The organism is Pedobacter sp. (assembly GCF_041662865.1).
In the GTDB taxonomy this organism is placed as follows: Bacteria; Bacteroidota; Bacteroidia; order Sphingobacteriales; family Sphingobacteriaceae; genus Pedobacter.
In genome coordinates this window covers 1-17,467 of record NZ_JBAZRL010000057.1, presented here as the reverse complement: position 1 = coordinate 17,467, position 17,467 = coordinate 1, and the positions used below count along the sequence as shown (strand labels likewise).

Annotated in this window: 20 protein-coding genes and 1 tRNA gene; 6 read left to right on the top strand and 15 right to left on the bottom strand. The window is 32.7% G+C overall.

All coding sequences use genetic code 11. From position 1 onward, the window contains the following. Together WC622_RS14620 and WC622_RS14615 are read left to right on the top strand one after the other, a co-directional pair. Window positions 1-370: RlmF-related methyltransferase (locus tag WC622_RS14620; protein WP_372820445.1), on the top strand; the 370-nt coding region annotated here is incomplete at its 5' end. Window positions 371-422: 52 nt separating this feature from the next. Continuing rightward, window positions 423-1,385, top strand: coding sequence for a glycoside hydrolase family 43 protein (locus WC622_RS14615; protein ID WP_372820444.1), 963 nt, complete (start codon window positions 423-425; stop codon window positions 1,383-1,385). Window positions 1,386-1,401: 16 nt separating this feature from the next. Here WC622_RS14615 and WC622_RS14610 read toward each other — a convergent pair whose 3' ends face one another. Then, a complete protein-coding gene (locus WC622_RS14610; RefSeq protein WP_372820443.1) occupies window positions 1,402-1,845 on the bottom strand; it encodes a GNAT family N-acetyltransferase in 444 nt (147 codons plus the stop codon). 89 nt (window positions 1,846-1,934) lie between these two features. Then, on the bottom strand, window positions 1,935-2,426 hold the full coding sequence (locus WC622_RS14605; protein WP_372820442.1) for a YajQ family cyclic di-GMP-binding protein: 492 nt from the start codon (window positions 2,424-2,426) through the stop codon (window positions 1,935-1,937). 72 nt (window positions 2,427-2,498) lie between these two features. On the opposite strand from WC622_RS14605, the gene WC622_RS14600 reads away from it, so the two are divergent. The 3 genes from WC622_RS14600 to WC622_RS14590 all read left to right on the top strand — a co-directional run bounded on the left by WC622_RS14600 (window position 2,499) and on the right by WC622_RS14590 (window position 6,134). After that, complete coding sequence (locus tag WC622_RS14600) at window positions 2,499-3,083, top strand: hypothetical protein (RefSeq protein ID WP_372820441.1); 585 nt, start codon at window positions 2,499-2,501, stop codon at window positions 3,081-3,083. A 102-nt stretch (window positions 3,084-3,185) separates the two neighbouring features. Continuing rightward, entirely contained in the window at window positions 3,186-5,243 is a 2,058-nt protein-coding gene (gene ppk1, locus WC622_RS14595) for a polyphosphate kinase 1 (RefSeq protein WP_372820440.1), read from the top strand. Between the two features lie 6 nt (window positions 5,244-5,249). Next, window positions 5,250-6,134 carry an exopolyphosphatase gene (locus tag WC622_RS14590; RefSeq protein WP_372820439.1) on the top strand — a complete coding sequence of 295 codons (885 nt, stop codon included), beginning with the start codon at window positions 5,250-5,252 and terminating at the stop codon, window positions 6,132-6,134. On the opposite strand, the gene WC622_RS14585 is transcribed toward WC622_RS14590, so the two are convergent. The 10 genes from WC622_RS14585 to WC622_RS14540 form a co-directional block, all read right to left on the bottom strand. Next, the gene (locus WC622_RS14585) at window positions 6,131-6,742 is read right to left on the bottom strand and encodes an alpha-ketoglutarate-dependent dioxygenase AlkB (protein ID WP_372820438.1); all 612 of its coding nucleotides are present in this window, start codon (window positions 6,740-6,742) and stop codon (window positions 6,131-6,133) included. The genes WC622_RS14590 and WC622_RS14585 overlap by 4 nt on opposite strands. A gap of 11 nt (window positions 6,743-6,753) precedes the next feature. Continuing rightward, window positions 6,754-7,602: a bifunctional helix-turn-helix domain-containing protein/methylated-DNA--[protein]-cysteine S-methyltransferase gene (locus WC622_RS14580; RefSeq protein ID WP_372820437.1), complete on the bottom strand. Its 849-nt coding sequence runs from the start codon at window positions 7,600-7,602 to the stop codon at window positions 6,754-6,756. Between the two features lie 65 nt (window positions 7,603-7,667). Then, window positions 7,668-8,393: a 6-phosphogluconolactonase gene (gene pgl / locus WC622_RS14575; RefSeq protein WP_372820436.1), complete on the bottom strand. Its 726-nt coding sequence runs from the start codon at window positions 8,391-8,393 to the stop codon at window positions 7,668-7,670. Window positions 8,394-8,491: 98 nt separating this feature from the next. Then, window positions 8,492-10,006 carry a glucose-6-phosphate dehydrogenase gene (gene zwf / locus WC622_RS14570; RefSeq protein ID WP_372820435.1) on the bottom strand — a complete coding sequence of 505 codons (1,515 nt, stop codon included), beginning with the start codon at window positions 10,004-10,006 and terminating at the stop codon, window positions 8,492-8,494. A gap of 11 nt (window positions 10,007-10,017) precedes the next feature. Then, on the bottom strand, window positions 10,018-11,442 hold the full coding sequence (gene gndA, locus WC622_RS14565; protein WP_372820434.1) for an NADP-dependent phosphogluconate dehydrogenase: 1,425 nt from the start codon (window positions 11,440-11,442) through the stop codon (window positions 10,018-10,020). A gap of 1 nt (window position 11,443) precedes the next feature. Further along, complete coding sequence (locus WC622_RS14560) at window positions 11,444-12,052, bottom strand: HAD family hydrolase (protein WP_372820433.1); 609 nt, start codon at window positions 12,050-12,052, stop codon at window positions 11,444-11,446. Beyond that, window positions 12,052-12,810 (bottom strand): ROK family protein, encoded by a 759-nt coding sequence (locus WC622_RS14555; protein ID WP_372820432.1) that lies wholly within the window; start codon window positions 12,808-12,810, stop codon window positions 12,052-12,054. Before WC622_RS14555 ends, WC622_RS14560 begins: the two co-directional genes overlap by 1 nt. A gap of 147 nt (window positions 12,811-12,957) precedes the next feature. After that, window positions 12,958-14,142: a DUF1624 domain-containing protein gene (locus tag WC622_RS14550; protein WP_372820431.1), complete on the bottom strand. Its 1,185-nt coding sequence runs from the start codon at window positions 14,140-14,142 to the stop codon at window positions 12,958-12,960. 25 nt (window positions 14,143-14,167) lie between these two features. Next, window positions 14,168-14,485, bottom strand: coding sequence for a hypothetical protein (locus WC622_RS14545; RefSeq protein WP_372820430.1), 318 nt, complete (start codon window positions 14,483-14,485; stop codon window positions 14,168-14,170). A gap of 88 nt (window positions 14,486-14,573) precedes the next feature. Further along, window positions 14,574-14,660: transfer RNA gene (locus WC622_RS14540), tRNA-Ser, on the bottom strand. Between the two features lie 447 nt (window positions 14,661-15,107). Between WC622_RS14540 and WC622_RS14535 the strand changes: the two genes are divergently transcribed. Next, a complete protein-coding gene (locus tag WC622_RS14535) occupies window positions 15,108-15,476 on the top strand; it encodes a hypothetical protein (protein ID WP_372820429.1) in 369 nt (122 codons plus the stop codon). A 22-nt stretch (window positions 15,477-15,498) separates the two neighbouring features. Here the strand turns inward: WC622_RS14535 and WC622_RS14530 are convergent, their stop codons facing one another. From WC622_RS14530 to mltG, 3 genes are all read right to left on the bottom strand, one after another. Then, window positions 15,499-16,488: a YihY/virulence factor BrkB family protein gene (locus WC622_RS14530; RefSeq protein WP_372820428.1), complete on the bottom strand. Its 990-nt coding sequence runs from the start codon at window positions 16,486-16,488 to the stop codon at window positions 15,499-15,501. Between the two features lie 2 nt (window positions 16,489-16,490). Beyond that, a complete protein-coding gene (locus WC622_RS14525; RefSeq protein ID WP_372820427.1) occupies window positions 16,491-16,901 on the bottom strand; it encodes an acyl-CoA thioesterase in 411 nt (136 codons plus the stop codon). After that, on the bottom strand, window positions 16,901-17,467 hold a 567-nt coding region (gene mltG / locus WC622_RS14520), incomplete at its 5' end, for an endolytic transglycosylase MltG (RefSeq protein ID WP_372820426.1). The genes mltG and WC622_RS14525, both read right to left, overlap by 1 nt.

The following is a 17,467-nucleotide window of genomic DNA, read 5'->3' as shown; positions in this document are numbered from 1 at the left end:
TTTTCACGCATCAGCGGAAGAAGCAAATGCTGGTTCACAACGGAAGAATAGAAATTTAGGCCGTAAAAATTACGCAAAACCTGTACTTAATTTCGGTGGACAAAACAGCGAATTATGGACAACTGGAGGTGAAGTTGCTTTTGTTGGAAAAATGATTGAGGAAAGTAAAATCTATAAGAATCAATGTTTTTGGTTTACCAGTTTAGTTTCTAAAAGTGAGAATTTAGGATCAATCTATGCAATGTTAAAAAGGGCTGATGTTTCAGAAATTAGAACGAGCGAAATGTCTACAGGTAATAAAATAACTAGAATTGTTGCTTGGACTTTCTTAGATGAAAACAAACAAAAAGAGTTGGTTAAAGGTTGGTAGATTTTCTTACTTCAATTGACAATTGTTATTAATCATTTTTTTATCTTGCAGTATGAAATTCAATCGCTTTATTATTTTTCTTTTAGCGTTACCCTTGTTTTCTCAGGCACAAACTTCAGGAAATCCAATATTTCCAGGTTGGTATGCTGACCCTGAAGCTCAGATTTTTGGTAAAACATATTGGGTTTATCCAACCTATTCGGCTAAGTATAAAGAACAGGTTTTTATGGATGCTTTTTCTTCAAAAGATTTAATTACTTGGACAAAGCACGAAAAAATTATAGATACATCTGCAATTAAATGGGCAAATAAAGCCATGTGGGCGCCATCAATCACAAAAAAAGATGGAAAATATTATTTGTTTTTTGGTGCAAATGATATTCAAAGTGATAATGAAGTTGGTGGAATTGGTGTAGCAGTAGCTGATAAACCAGAAGGCCCTTACAAAGATCATTTAGGAAAACCATTAGTCGACAAGTTTTATAACAAAGCACAACCGATTGATCAATTTGTATTTAAAGATAAAGACAATCAATATTACTTAATTTACGGTGGTTGGTCGCATTGTAATATTGCAAAACTGAATAATGATTTTACAGGCTTTGTTCCTTATTCAGATGGTACCACGTTTAAAGAAATTACACCTGAAGGATATGTAGAAGGCCCTTTTATGTTTATCAGAAATGGAAAATATTATTTTATGTGGAGTGAAGGCGGTTGGACTGGGCCTGATTATTCTGTTGCTTATGCTATGTCCGATTCTCCCTTAGGTCCATTTAAACGCATTGGAAAAATCTTAAAACAAGATCCTGAGATTGCAACTGGAGCAGGACACCATTCTGTGATACATGATTCTAAAAAAGATTCATGGTATATTGTTTATCACCGTAGGCCATTGAGTGAAAATGATGGTAACCATCGCGTAACTTGCATAGATGAAATGTCTTTCGATAAAGATGGATTAATTAATCCTGTAAAGATTACCAAAGATGGAGTGAAAAAGAATAAGTTATAAGGGTTATTGCTGAATATTAACCTTTGGGTTGATAAATATCTTTCACTATTATTTCCATTCTTCTTTCAGGATATGCTAAAGCTTTAAACCCATATTGCTCATACAAACCATGCGCATCTAATGTGCCCAAAGTATAAGTTCTTAAGCCTTGTAAATCTTGATGAAACATCATTAATGACATCAGCTTTTTAGATAAGCCTAACCCTCTAAATTCTTCTTCTATATAAACATCACATAAATAGGCAAAGGTTGCTCTATCTGTTACCCAACGAGCAAAACCAGCTTGTTTACCATCTTTATAGACTCCAAAACACAAAGAATTAAATATAGATTTTTGGACTAGTGCTAAAGGAATGCCTTTAGCCCAGTAAGATTGTGTGCTTAAATAATGATGGACAGCATTTACATCTATTAAATTGCTATCATCAGAAAATATAAAACCGTTTTCTTTAATCTCCATCTTGAGTAGTTGAATGGTTCATTAGCTCAATTGTTCATCTGTATTGCATAAACAACCAAATGAACCAATGACTAATGAACTATTGATATTTAGTTCCTCATATTAATAAACTGCAGCGGTTGACCAAAGTCTTCTCCTCTACATAAAGAAATTACTTTTTGCAAATCATCAATATTTTTGCTTTGCACACGCACTTGATCATCCATCATCGAAGCTTGAACTTTTAACTTGCTATCTTTAATTTTAGCAACAATTTTTTTGGCTGCTTCCTTATCAAGTCCTTCCTTAATTTTTAACTCTTTTCTAATCATATTACCTGATGCAGCGATATCTTTCCCAAAATCCAAACTTTTTGGGTCTAAATTTTGTTTCATCATACGAGAGATAATTGAATCAGTGATGGCTTTTAAACGCATATCATCTTCGGTTACAATAGTTATGATGTTTGTTTTTTTATCCAATTCTACTGTACTATTCGAACCATTGAAATCATAACGGTTTAAAAACTCTTTTTTTGCATTGTTGATGGCATTGTCTAATGTTTGTGCATCTACTTTGCTTACGATATCGAAAGTGGGCATAATTTTAGCTTTAGTTGATAAAAATTAATAGATTTAATAATAAATTACCATACAAAAAACGCGAAAAAATATATGAAAACCAATAAAACTACACCTCAGAAAAAAATAACAAAGAAAGCTGCTAAAAAACAACTTGAACAAACCTTAACAGCAAGGTTTTTAGAAGCAGTAAAAGGCTTAGGGCATAATGCAGAAATAATTGCTGAAGATATTGCGAAAGCGAGTAAAATAGCTGCGAAAAAGCTTTCTAAGAAGTTTAATGAAATGAAAGAAGCAGTTGGGCATAAAATTGATGATGCTACTAGTGCCAAAAAACCAGTTGCTAAAAAAGTCAAACTAGCTAAAAAGGATGCATCTAAACTAATGAAAAAGGTAGATAAATCTGTAACTAAAGTGGTTAAAAAAGCAGTTGCTAAAGCTAAACCTATTGCTTCAAGTGTAAAAGTGGCAAGTATTGCATCTGAAGAAAAAGCTGCAGCGGTACTTAATAAACCAGTAAAAAAGGCGGTAACTAAAACTAAAGCTATGGCAAACAAAACAACAACTACAGCAAGTAGTGCGAAAAAAGCGGTTGTAAAAGCAGTCGCAAATAATCCTGTTAAAAAAGTGACAGCTAAAGCTATTCCTGCTAAAAAGAATACATCGAGCACAAAGTAAATTCAAGTGTCAAATTAGCTATTAATTAACACTAACTTAACACTAAAATTTGCAGATTTGGAAATCTCTCGATTACTCGGGAGTTTTTTTTGATTTTTGTACATGGCTAAAAAGAAGCTACCATTTTTAAATAGGGAAATAAGTTGGCTGTATTTTAATGAACGAGTTTTGCAGGAAGCTGCAGATGAAACAGTTCCGTTAATTGAGCGAATTAAATTTCTTTCTATTTTCTCATCAAACCTCGAAGAATTTTATCGAGTACGAGTAGCCACATTAAGTCGATTGGTTAACCTAAATGATAAAGCAAAAGCTTTATTAGGTTTTAATCCCAAAAAAGTACTAAATGAAATCAAGAATATTGTTGTTAAACTCGAACGTAAATTCGAGAATATATTTCAGGCGACTTTAATTAATGAATTAGCTCAAAATCGGATATTTATTTTGAACGATACTCAACTCAACGTGTCGAGAGGAGAGTTTGTAAGACACCATTTTAGAGATAGAATTTTATCAAATTTGGTTCCAATAATGATTGATTTGGATGATCCTTTTCCAGAATTAAAAGATCGTTATTTATACTTTTTTGTTCGATTAACTAAAAATACAGGGAAAAAAAGCGAAAAATTTGCCTTAATAGAATTGCCCGAGAATTTACCTCGATTTTTAGTTTTACCAGAAACCAATGGACTGAAATTTATCATTTTAGCAGAGGACATTATCAAATACTGTTTAGATGATATTTTTTATGTGTTTAATTACGATCAAATTGAAGCATTTTCCATTCAACTAACAAGAGATGCTGAGCTTGATATCGATAAAAATATAAGTGATAAATTTATTGAAGAATTAAAAACAAGTCTCGATAAACGCAAAAAAGGTAAACCAATGCGACTATTATACGATACGCAAATGCCTTTTGAAATGTTGAGCGTTTTGGTTACTAAATTAAAAATTGAAGCTGAAGGATTAATTCCTGGAAATCGTTACCATCGTTTTGGGGATTTTATTGCTTTTCCAAATGTTGGTTCAAAAGATTTAGAATATGCAGTTAATGAGCCACTTAAAGTAGCTGGTTTACACCGAACTGAAAGTATTTTTAACAAACTTGCCAATCGAGATTACCTTATAAATTTGCCTTATCAGTCATATGATTATATTATTCTATTTCTTCGCGAGGCAGCAATTGATCCTAAAGTAACAGAAATTAACATTACACTTTATCGCCTTGCAGAAAATTCTAAGGTAATTAATGCATTGATTAATGCAGCCAAAAATGGTAAAAAAGTGAATTGTGTTGTCGAATTGAAGGCAAGGTTTGACGAAAAAGCTAATATTTTTTGGACCAATCGATTAATGGAAGAAGGGGTAAATGTTAATTATGGCTTAACAGATTACAAAGTGCACTCTAAAATTTGTCTTGTAAAACGAATGGAAAGAGGAAGAGCTGTGTATTATGCAAATCTAGCTACCGGTAATTTTAACGAGAAAACTGCTCGAATTTATTGTGATCACAGCATTTTTACTTCAAAAAAAGAAATTACTTCCGATTTAAATAAACTATTTAATGCGCTAAATAAGCGCACTGTCGCTAAGGATTTTAAACATTTAATTGTTTCTCCTTTAGATTCTAGAGACAAAATTTATGGTTTAATTAATAGAGAAATAAAATTTGCAAAAGCTGGAAAGCCTGCTTACATGATTTTAAAAGTAAATAGTCTAGCTGATGAAGGAATTGTCCAAAAACTTTACGATGCAAGCAATGCAGGAGTTCAAATAAAGTTGATTGTGCGTGGAATTTGTTGCTTAGTGCCAGGAGTTGCAGGTTTTAGTGAAAACATTACCATTATTAGTATTATCGATAAATTTTTGGAACATGCCCGAGTTTTCATTTTTGGCAATAATGGTAAAGAGGAAATGTTTCTTTCATCGGCCGATTTAATGAGCCGCAATTTTGAACATAGGGTTGAAGTTGGATTTCCGGTTTTAGATGAAGGAGTGAAACAAGAAATTAGAGATATTATTGAATTTCAGTTACAAGACAACGTTAAAGCACGAGATATAAATAGACTGAATAATAATAAATACCACAAGAATCGTTTAACCACAAAAATAAGAGCCCAGGTACAAACCTATAACTATCTTAAAAATAAACATCAATAAACGCTCATGATACGATACGCTGCCATAGATATAGGCTCTAATGCTGTTAGATTGCTAATTGCTGATATTACTTTGAACGATAACGGGTATGGTTTTAAAAAAAATACATTGGTTAGGGTGCCTTTGCGTTTGGGAGATGATGCCTTTTTAGATCATAAGATATCAGCAAAAAAAACTGAAGATCTAGTAAAAACTATGAGCGCATTTAAAAACTTGATGGACGTTTATCATGTTTCGAAATATTTAGCCTGTGCAACATCCGCTATGCGTGAGGCAGAAAATGGGAGAGATATTATAAAGAAAATAAAGGCTTTAACCGATATAGATTTAGAAATTATTGAAGGTCAACGTGAGGCTAATATTATTTATTCAAATCATATTGAACAAGATTTAGATTCTAAAAAGAGCTATTTATATATTGATGTTGGTGGTGGTAGTACAGAGCTTTCTGTTTTTGTGAATAAGCAGCCTCTTGCTTCAAAATCATTCAACATTGGTACCATTCGCATTTTAGATAACCAAGATAAGGATGAAACTTGGGAAGAAATGAAAGTTTGGGTGAAGGAACATACCAAAGATTTAAAAAATTTGGCAGGTATTGGTACTGGCGGAAACATTAATAAATTGTTCCGTATGTCTGGAGAAAAAGAGGATATGCCGCTTACTTTTTTGAAACTGAAAACATTATATAACGAACTTAACTCGTATTCGTTAAAAGAGCGTATTTCACTCATGAAACTCAATCAGGATAGGGCAGATGTAATTATTCCCGCTAGTGAAATTTACCTTACTTTAATGAAATGGACAGGAATTAAGCAAATTTATGTACCTAAAGTGGGTATGGTTGATGGTATTATCAATTTATTAATTGAAGAAAATCTAGAGATTTAATTCTCAACCATCATTCTAAAAGTTAAGTTAATTCTTGCTTTAGTAATTAATTTTGTTGGTGGTAAACGATGTAACCAGTTCGTTTGTGTGGTATCTTTCATCACCAATAAACTACTATTTTCTAAAACTAAAGAAATTCGTTCCTTGGTGGTTTTATGTTTAAACGAAAATTTCCGTTCGGCACCGAAACTTAAGGATGCGATAGCGCCATTTTTCTTTAAGTCTTTCTCACCATCGCTATGCCACGCCATTCCTTCATCACCGTTGTGATATAAATTAAGCAGACAAGAATTATATTTTTCACCAGATTTTTCTTCAACTAAAGTTTTTAATGCTAATAGTTCTTTCGTCCAAATTAATGCTTGTTTAGTGATATTCGAGTAGGTGTATTCAAAATTATAGTCGCCATACCAAGCCACTTTTCTTTTGGTTAAAATGTGTCTTCCGAAAATTATGGCTTCATCTTGTTTCCATTCTATGGTTTCCATTAAACTGTCGTAGTACTGATTTGCCAATGAATTTGGCATAATCTTACCGTAATAATTTACAGTTCCATCGTATGGTAAAAGGTTTATATTTTGATCTAATTCTGTGTTAAATAAATCCATTATCCTTTTAGTTAAATAGCATTTGCAATTTGAGCAGCTTCCCAACCCAATAATATACTTTTTCGCACTTGTCCCCAATGGTATTGGCCAAAATTACCTGAAGACTGGATAACTCGATGGCAAGGAATTAAAAATGCTATTGGATTATCTCCAATAGCAGAACCAACTGCTCTAGATGCATTTGGGTTCCCAATTGCTTTTGCGATTGCACCGTAGGTTGTAAAATTTCCTTTCGGGATTTTTAATAATGTTTCCCAAACTTTTAATTGAAAAGCTGTTCCTTTTAAATGAAGTTTTACTTCCGCTGCTTTATTCCAGTCTTGATTAAAAATAGGTAAAGCAGCTTGCTGTATATTGTCCTTTTGTTTATTGAATTTAGCTTGAGGGAATTGCTGTTTAAGTTCGTCAAAAGCAATATTTTCATTGTCGGCAAATGCCATGTAACAAATTCCTTTAGCTGTAGAAGCGACTAATAAATTACCAAAAGAAGTGGAGTAGTACTCGTAATTAACCACTAAATCTGCTCCACCATTTTTAAATTCTCCAGGTGTCATTCCTTCAATATTCACAAATAAATCGTGTAAGCGGCCAGTGCCGGATAGACCAGTTTCAAAAGCGGTATCCAGCAAAGTCAACTGTTGATCTCTTAATATGTTTTTTGCATACGATAAGCTCAAATATTGTAAAAACTTTTTAGGACTAACACCTGCCCATTCAGTAAACAATCGTTGAAAATGAAAAGGGCTTAAGTTTACTCTTTTAGCTACTTCGTCTAAATCTGGTCGTGCTTTAAAATTCTCTTGCAAATAGCTAATTGCTTCTGCAATGCGATAGTAATTTAACTGCTCTTGTGTACTCATTTTAATTCGTTTGATACATCAAAGGTAGTTGACTTTTAAGCCTATGAAACCCGAAAGTTGCTCTTTTACAAGTCAAGAAAGCTTGTTGCCTTATCATCCACAAACCAATCTAAATTACCATCTAAGGGTTTAATCAGCTGTGCTGGATAAACAAAATAGTCTTTTTGCTCATCGCCAATTACATGTTTTAAAGCATTTGCTTTATTCTCGCCAAAGGTGATAAAAGCAATATTTTTAGCTTTGTTAATTAAGGGTGCAGTTAAACTAATACGATAAGTATCTAATTTTTCTACCCAAACAGATTCAACTGTAGGATGAATACTTTTTACTAACTCAGTTTCAGGGAAGATAGAAGCAGTATGTGCATCGTCTCCCATACCTAAAAGGATGAGGTCAAATATAATTTCTCCACCGTTAAAATGCTTGTCTAAAGTTGCTTTATAAGCTTTGGCAGAATCTACTGGAGTCAATGTAGTATCGAAATAGAAAATATGATCTTCGGGAGTTTGTAAGTTATTAAACAACATTTCCTTGGCCATTAATCCATTGTAATCTTTGTGCTCGGGCAAAACATATCTTTCATCTCCAAAAAAGAAATAAACCTTCGTCCAATCAACTTTATCTTTAAACGTAGTTGATAATTGTTTGTACAGTTCTTTTGGAGAATTTCCGCCAGTTAAAACAAAATCAAAGCGGCCTTTGCTAGTAATTGACTTATTTGCAATTTCAATTACATAAGCAATTAGATTTTCGTTTAATTCTGCTACAGATTTAAAGATGTGTAAGTTCATGTTTTTAATTTATCACCATTGCGAGAAGTAAAATGACGAAGCAATCTATCTTGTAGGAAAGATTGCTTCGCTTTGCTCGCAATTACGGTTTATACTATTTATTCTTTATCCTTTAATGGTAATGTAAACCAATGAAAGCCGTCTCTTGCGATTAATGCCTCTGCATCTTCTGGCCCCCAACTATCTGCTTGGTAATTAGGGAAATTTAAAGATTTTTTGCTTTCCCAAGTATTGATAATTGGCATTACTAATTCCCAAGCGGCTTCTACTTGATCGCCTCGCATAAATAAAGTTTGATCCCCATTCATTGCGTCTAACAGTAAAGTTTCGTAAGCTTCTGGTGTATCTGTATCATATGTACCTTTATAGTCAAATACCATATCAACCGGATTTAAAACCATTTTTACACCTGGCCTTTTCGCTTGAACCTGTAAACGAATACTCATTTCTGGTTGAATGCTAATAATTAAGCGGTTTTGTTGCCAAGTTTCAGTAGCTCTTGCAGAAAAGATATGATGAGGAACATCTTTAAATTGAATCGTAATAATTGAAGAGGTTTGGTTCATCCTTTTCCCTGTACGCAAGTAAAAAGGGATGCCTTGCCAACGCCAGTTATCTATAAAAAATTTAACTGCAGCAAAGGTCTCCGTATTCGAATGTGCATCTACATCGGTTTCGTGTCTATATCCTGGTACTTCTTTTCCTTCTACCCAACCTTTACTGTATTGACCGCGAACTGCATTAGAGCTAATTTCTTCTGGTTTAAAAGGTCGCATCGCTCTTAAAACTTCAACCTTTCTATCTCTAATTTCATCTGCATCAAATGAAATAGGAGCTTCCATACCTACCAAACAAAGTAACTGTAATAAGTGATTTTGAATCATGTCTCTCAATGCACCAGCACCTTCATAATAACCACCACGATCACCAACACCTAGTTGTTCAGTTACTGAAATTTGAATATGCTCAATATAATTTCTGTTCCATAATGGCTCAAACAACGAATTAGCAAAACGGAAAGCCATCATATTTTGAACGGTTTCTTTACCCAAATAATGGTCTATGCGATAGATTTGTTTTTCTGTGAAAATTTTGCTCAATAATAAATTTAACTCTTTAGCACTTTCTAAATCGTGGCCAAATGGTTTTTCAATAACAATTCTACTGTTATCTTCATCTTCTGTTAATTTATATTTGCATAAACACTCAGCAATTAGCGGAAAGAAGTTAGGCGCAACAGCCAAATAGTAAATAATTTGTGTTTCCTTACCAAAATCAGCTTGTAATTTTTCTACTGTTTCTTTTAAGTTTTCAAAAGTCTTCGGAGTAGTAATGTCTGTTGGACAATATTTAATATTTGATTCAAAAGAGTTCCAAGTTTCTTTTTTAACTTTTCCATTTCTAGAGAATTCATTTACATTTTCTAAAATAACTTCTTGGTATTTTTTATCAGTAAATTTGGTTCTACCAGTTCCAATAATTGAAAATTTTTCTGGCATATAACCTTCTGTAAATAAGTTATATAAAGCAGGTGCTAATTTTCTTTTGTTTAAGTCACCTGTGCCACCAAAAATTACAAATATGGTTGGATTAAGTTTACTTTTTTTCTTCATTTTAGTATCCATTATAAATTCTTTTCGTTCCAATCTGCGTGAAAAATTCCTTCGCTATCAATTCTTTCGAAAGTATGTGCACCAAAGAAATCTCTTTGAGCTTGTGTTAAATTAGAGGGCATTCTACCTGTTTTTAAAGTATCAAAATAGGTTAGGGCAGCAGCAAAACAAGGAATGCCAATACCTGCGTTAATTGCAGATGAAACTACATTTCTTGTGCCTTTTAAACTTTTCTTTATTTTCACTTGAATACCCGCATCAGTAAATAAATGCTCTAAATCTGGCTGTTTTTTATAGGCCTGATAAATATCTTCTAAAAATTCAGCTCTAATGATACATCCACCACGCCAAATTTTCGCAATCTCTGATAAGTTTAGTTCATATTTATACTCAATAGATGCTTTCCATAACAAATGCATGCCTTGCGCATAGGCATTTGCCATTGCAAAATAGAAAGCTTCTTCTAAATCATCGATAAAATCTGCTGTGGCCTTCATTTTTTCTGAAGGACCATAAGCCTTATCAAGCTCAACTCTCAATTTTTTAAGTTTTGATAAGTTTCTTGTAGATACTGCAGAATCAATTATCGGAATAGGGGTTTCAATATCCATTGCAACTTGCGAAGTCCATTTGCCGGTTCCTTTAGATTTTGCTTCATCCTTGATTTCATCTACTAATAAATTACCTGTTTTAACATCTTTAAAAAGAAATACATCTTTAGTGATTTCCATTAAAAATGATTTTAAACGACCGCTATTCCATTTCTCAAATACAGCTTGAATTTGAGTATTATCGTAATCTAATCCGTTTTTAAGAATTTCATACGTTTCTGCCAATAATTGCATAATCGCGTATTCGATACCATTATGCGTCATTTTTACAAAGTGACCAGAAGCACCTGGACCAATATAAGTTACACAAGGTTCACCGTTTACTTTGGCAGAAACTGCTTCAAGCATCTTTTTAACAACTGCATATGCTTTTTTATCGCCACCTGGCATCATACTTGGACCAAATCTAGCACCCTCTTCACCGCCAGAAATCCCCATTCCGAAGAAATGAATACCTTTTTCTTTTAAATCAATTGCTCTTCTGCTGGTATCCGTAAAATGCGAATTCCCGCTATCGATGATAATGTCACCTTCATCCAATAAAGGTTGAAGCTCTAAAATTACACTGTCTACAATAGCTCCAGCTGGTACTAAAAGTATAATTGTACGAGGAGTCTGTAAACTTTGTACGAAATCCTCAATTTCAGAAAACCCTTTTAAGTTATGTTCTTTGCCTTCTTCTTCAAAAATTTGAAGCATTTTTTCACTCTTATCGTAGCCGGTAACAGCAAATCCATTATCGGCCATATTTAATAGCAAATTACGACCCATAGTTCCTAAACCAACCATTCCGAAGGTGAATTGTGCCTTTTTATCGTTATTCATTTTATAATTTATTTATACTTTCTAAAATTAGTTTACTCTGCTCAAAACTCTTGTGTACGTGTGCATTAATTCCCATTTGTTTAGCTATTGCTACGTGAATAGCCCTATCATCAAAATATAAGCAGTTTTGTGGTTCTTCTTGCGCAATACCTAATGCGAGTTTAAAAATAGATGGATCTGGCTTAGAAAAGCCTACTTCACATGAAGAGATAAAAGCATCAAAACAGTCATGTAGCTTGAATGTCTTAATTCGATAATCGTTAAATTCTTTGCCTTCGTTGTTAATAGAGAAAATTTTGATGTTGTTTTTCTTTTTCCAGTTAATTAACCAAGGTAGGAACTCAGGTAATTGGTCAGATTTAGAAAACATAAACTCTTTAAATTCCTCTTTAGAAAAAGGGCAGTCTACATTGAAAATAACAGCATCTAAATATTGATCTAAATTCAATTTTCCATTCTCAAATAAAGGAAAAGCTACCGCATGATCTTTTTGAAATTGAATAGGTTCTAATCCAAATTTTTCAACAGCTTGCATTCTTGCTTTATGGTTCCATCCATCACTTAAAAGTACGCCTCCAATATCTAAGAAAAGTAACTTAACGTGTTTCATTATTTTTTCTGTGGATACGTGGTGTGAACATGATATTTTTCTTTGGCAAGCCATAGCTTAGCACCGCCTTTAATGCCATCTTTATTAGAAACTAATTTGATGTTTTTATCTAAATTGAAATTAATTTCGTTAGAATTCCCTCCTCCGATATATAACTTATCGTAATTGAAAACCGTTTTGTAAATTTCTATAATGTACTGTAAACGCTTGTTCCATTCCTTTTTACCAACTTTATGAAAGCCTCTATCACCAATAAAATCATCGTAATCATCAGTTTTATTAACTGGTAAATGAGATAATTCTAAGTGAGGAAGTAATTCTCCATCGAATAAAAGAGAAGTTCCAAAACCTGTACCTAACGTGAATACAATTTCGAAACCTTTACCACTAACAATACCTAAGCCTTGTTGATCCGCATCATTTATTAATCGAACCGGCTTACCAAACAGGTTGCTTACTTGTTGAGCAAGATCTACGTTTACCCATTTATTTTCTGCCAAATTTGGTGCAGTTTGTACAATTCCATTTTTTACGTAGCCTGGAAATCCGATGGAAATTTTTTCGAAGGATTTAAAATCTGCCGTAAGCTTTTTTATGCCTTTTAAAATAGCTTCTGGAGTTGAATTTTTAGGAGTTGGTGTTTTTTTGAAATCAGTTAATAATTTCCCTTTTGGACTTAATAAACAGGCTTTGATATTCGTACCGCCTATGTCTATTGATAAAATATCACCCTGTGGAACCTTAGTTTGTAATGGCATAAGCTGAATAGATTTGATAAAATTTGTTGCTCATCATCAATTAACAAAAATACAACCATTAAGTAGCTTAGCCGTAATATTTATGTAATAAGTTGGCCGTTAATTATTAACAAAAGTCTAACAATGTTGATTAAAACGCGATTTATCTTATAAATAGCTGAGCCACCATTGTGTATGTGTTGCTTTATATTTTTGAAACCAAATGCAAGGTCGATACAAAATTGCAACTACACTAAGCCAAATTAAATAAACAATTGGTAGACCGTAGCCTAAAGTTGCTGGACGAAATAAAAATGGCACTTGTGGTGTCGCTATATCTTTAACTCCGTAACCACTTGCAAAGAAAATTATAACTAATAAAAAATGAAGGATATAGAAATGCAAAACGTAATAAAAGAATGGTACTTTCCCATATACCATTATAATTTTAGAGAACCAATTTTTAACATTTTCAAGTCCAGAAAGTAGCATTAAGGCTGGACCCAACGTCATGCCAAAATAGTGTAATGATGGCGGATATTTGCTCACGTTTAAGAAAGAAAAAACAGTTTTAAGTAAATCATTAGTAACTACTCTTTGAGTTGGGTTTCCGTATAAACCGAAGTAGCGTAGTATAATAAAAGATAGAAATAAACTTAAGCCGCTATAAAACAACAAATGCTTTCTTTTAGTTGAATCAAATTCTTTAGCGTACCAGTGACCAATAGAAAATCCTAAAAACATAGCTCCAGTCCACGGTAAAATTGCATAGAAGATACCAATGAAATGATTACTATCCAATGGGATGAAGGTTGAACTTGTCGTAAATAAAATTGAGATCAATCCACCGGTAAAAGTACTTGGGGCTGGTAGTTGAAGGTAATTTAAAATATTATGTCCAAAGAATAGGATTAAACCGACTATTAAAACCAAACGGTGAGAAATTCTACTCAATATGCCTAATAAAATCATGCTACAACCTATTGCCCAAATTACTTGCAGAATGATGAAATTGTAAAGTGGATTAAAAGTTAAGCCTAATGTAATTAGTACGATTTCCACAAGGATGAGCCAAAGCCCTCTTTTAATTAAAAAGTTGCTTGCTTGTTTTGGATCTTTATTTTTTGATGAAAGATATGCAGATACACCTGATAAAAAAACAAATGTTGGTGCGCAAAAGTGAGTTATCCAACGCGTGAAAAACAGAAAAATAGTTGTAGTTTCTGGATTCATAGGATCAGCCATGATGCTGCCAGTATGGAAAAAATCACGGGTATGATCTAAAGCCATAATAATCATCACTAATCCCCTTAAAATATCAATTGAGAGAATGCGTTTGTCAACAGTTGTCATAAAAGCGTTGATTGGTTAACTAAAATTACACTATTCCATTGAATAGTAAAACTTTAGGTTTTTTATTTACCATTGAACCAATCAACTCACCAGTTTCTATGTTTTTAAAATATAAACTGTCTGATTTTTTCATTTGCCTTTTTATGCAATAGTAATGGTGTAAACAATTAATCCAGTTGAGTGCAGCAATTTTGTTTTTCCATAATGGAGGATATAAAAAAACAGTATCTGATTCAAGCCGTATTAAATTTTTATTTTCCCATTCCTTTATGTTAAAAATAATTTGAGCGGTTTGCTGAGCTAAGTCAGGTTTTGAAACTACTTTTTTATTTGCATAAATCATTTAGTGTAAAGATAATGAGGCAAAGGGAAATAATTAATATGAAAACAAAAAATGCTACCAGTCTTGCGACTAATAGCATTTAATTGTGCGGAGAGTGGGGGATTCGAACCCGCGGACCCTTTGACAAGTCAACAGTTTTCAAGACTGCCGCAATCGACCACTCTGCCAACTCTCCGCCGCAAAAGTACAAACTCTGATTAAATCTGCAAACTCTGAATAGCTTTTTTTTGAAGAAAGTGGCTAAAAGCTTCTAACAGAGCGATAAAAAATTATAATTGTTCTTTTTTTGTTCTTATTGATGTTATTATTTCATGTATTCTTTTCTAGACCTTAATCAACGAAATAGAAATTTTTACCACTTATAAGTAATTATTTCGGTTTAACATGATGGTCTAATGTTTTCTGAAAATAAAATGAGTAATAATTTCCCCAATACGAGATTTTATAGGTGCAAACTATTGCTCGTTGGACTGAATAAACATGTTGATTACCCTTATATAGATGTTTTTTTAACTTATTAATAATTAATAATCAATAAGTTATCTTTTTAAGAAATCTTTTTTCTTAAATGGAAATAGAAGGCATGCTTTTGGTTAAATGGTTCCTAACACTATTAATTTTAATGAAATTTTTCTCAGCCCTATTTATATTTTTCTTTTTTAGTTCACTCTCTTTTAGTTCTAAAGCTGCAACTGGTTGTTTGTCTAGCAATACCACTTATACATATATCAATCCCGAAGGAATAAACCGCAATGGCGTTCCCTCTTTTTATCATCGGTATGAATCTGATCGCATAGCGAGTACAAATACCTATTGCCAGGTAAATACTGGTCAGGGTTGCTATATTTATGCTACACGTAGTGGTTATTCTAGTAGTCCAGGAACAATCGTACAATATAGTCTTGTAAATAATTGCTCTATAGATGATTATATCAATTATATAGTGGTAGGTTTTGCTATTATCGGATTTGTATACTTTAAAAAAGTATAACTCTATTCAGATAACAGATAATTTATTTCTCTAGTTTTTCTTCTACAGGAAGTGGTTTTTTGAAGATATTAAAGTTTGGTCTAATAATTTTAACGCTTCTTTTTGATAAATCTACACTTGCGTTAAGCTCAAAGCCTACCAATAAAATTAATGAATTTAGGTACAGCCAAATCATGACTACGATTAAGGTACCAATAGAACCATAAATTTTATTGTAGGAACTAAAGTTGTTAATATAGAATGAAAATCCCCAAATTGTAAGGAAGGCAAGTATAGTTGCTAGCCAAGAACCTGCACTAAAGAACTTCCATTTTTTGGCGTGTGCCGGTCCATAACGGTATAAAATAGAAACAGTAATAAAATACAAAACGCCTAATAATGTCCACTGTGTAAACTGAATAGCAAAAAGAGTAACGCCACCTTTGTAATGCAATTCTTTTTGCAGATAGGTTAACAATAGCTCGCCCATTGCCATAGCTATAATGCAAACAATTACGGATAGAGAGATAATAACAGTTAAAATTACAGCGACTAATCTTTGCTTCAACCAAGTTCTGGTTTCTACAATAAGTGACGATTTATTAAAAGCAACCATCAATTTATGAACTCCATTTGTTGCAAAAAATAGAGATAGCACAAAACCAACAGAAAGTAAACTTCCATTTTGAATATTCACTATTTCGTTAATTGTAGTTTCAAAAGCTAAAAAAGCATTATTTGGTAGTACTAATGCCAATAAAGACATCAAAGTATCTTGAAATCCTATATTTTTTGGGATATATGGAATTAAGGTGAATAAGAAAATGATGGCAGGAAAAATAGCCAACATGAAATTGTACGATAAAGAAGATGCTTTATTCACCAGTGCTTCTTTTCCAATCTCCTTAAAAAAGAAAGTAGCAACTGTATAAATAGGCAAGGGGCTAAAACCAGGTAATACACAAACTTTTGTCCATTCAATAAAAAGCGAATAGATTTTAAGCCTTAATAATTGTTTGTGTATCCAATTCATTTTTAACTAAAATATTGTCGAACGTTTTTCATAAAACTTTCAGGTGGTTGGCATGGTCTTCTGTTTTGCTTATTTACAAAAACTAAAGTAGTTTTACCCGTATTTATGAGCTCATTTGCTTCATTATAAATTTCGTACTCTACATTCAATCTAACCTTAGGTAATTCCTTTACAATAGATTTTATAGTTAAAACCTGATTATAATACGCCGGTTTTAAATACCTCGATTGAAGTTCTAAAATAGGAAGCATAATGCCTTCTGCTTCCATAGATTCGTATGTCATGCCAGAGCATGCTTCAAAACATTCAGTTCTTGCTAATTCGTAGTATTGTGCATAATTACTATGGTGTACAATACCCATTTGATCAGTTTCTACATAACGAACCCTAACTTTACTTTCGTATACAAACATTATTTATAGATGTTTCGTTTGTTTAAGGCTTCTCTGTATTTTTTTGCATTAATTTCATGTTGCTCTCTAGTTTCAGCAAAATTGTGGTACCCAGAAAAATCTTCCTTAGCACACATATAAATGTAGTTATTTGCTTCTCTATTTAAAACCGCGTCAATTGCTTTAATACTCGGCATCATGATTGGCCCCGGAGGTAAGCCTGCATATTTATACGTATTGTATTTAGAATTAAAAGCTAAATGAGAATTAAGCACTCGTTTAATTGTAAAATCACCAGTAGCAAAAATTACAGTTGGATCTGATTGCAATAAAATGCCTTTGTTCAAACGATTTAAATATAATCCAGCAATAACTGGCATTTCTTTATCATAGAGTGCTTCAGAATCAACTATAGATGCCAAAATGGAAACCTCAATAGGAGTTAGGTTAAGTTTTGCTGCTTTACTTTTACGCTCATCAGTCCAGAATTTAACATATTCTTTTTGCATCTTTTCAAAGAATTCATTTGGACTAATATTCCAATATAACTCATATGTATTTGGAATGAACATGGAGTAGATATTTTC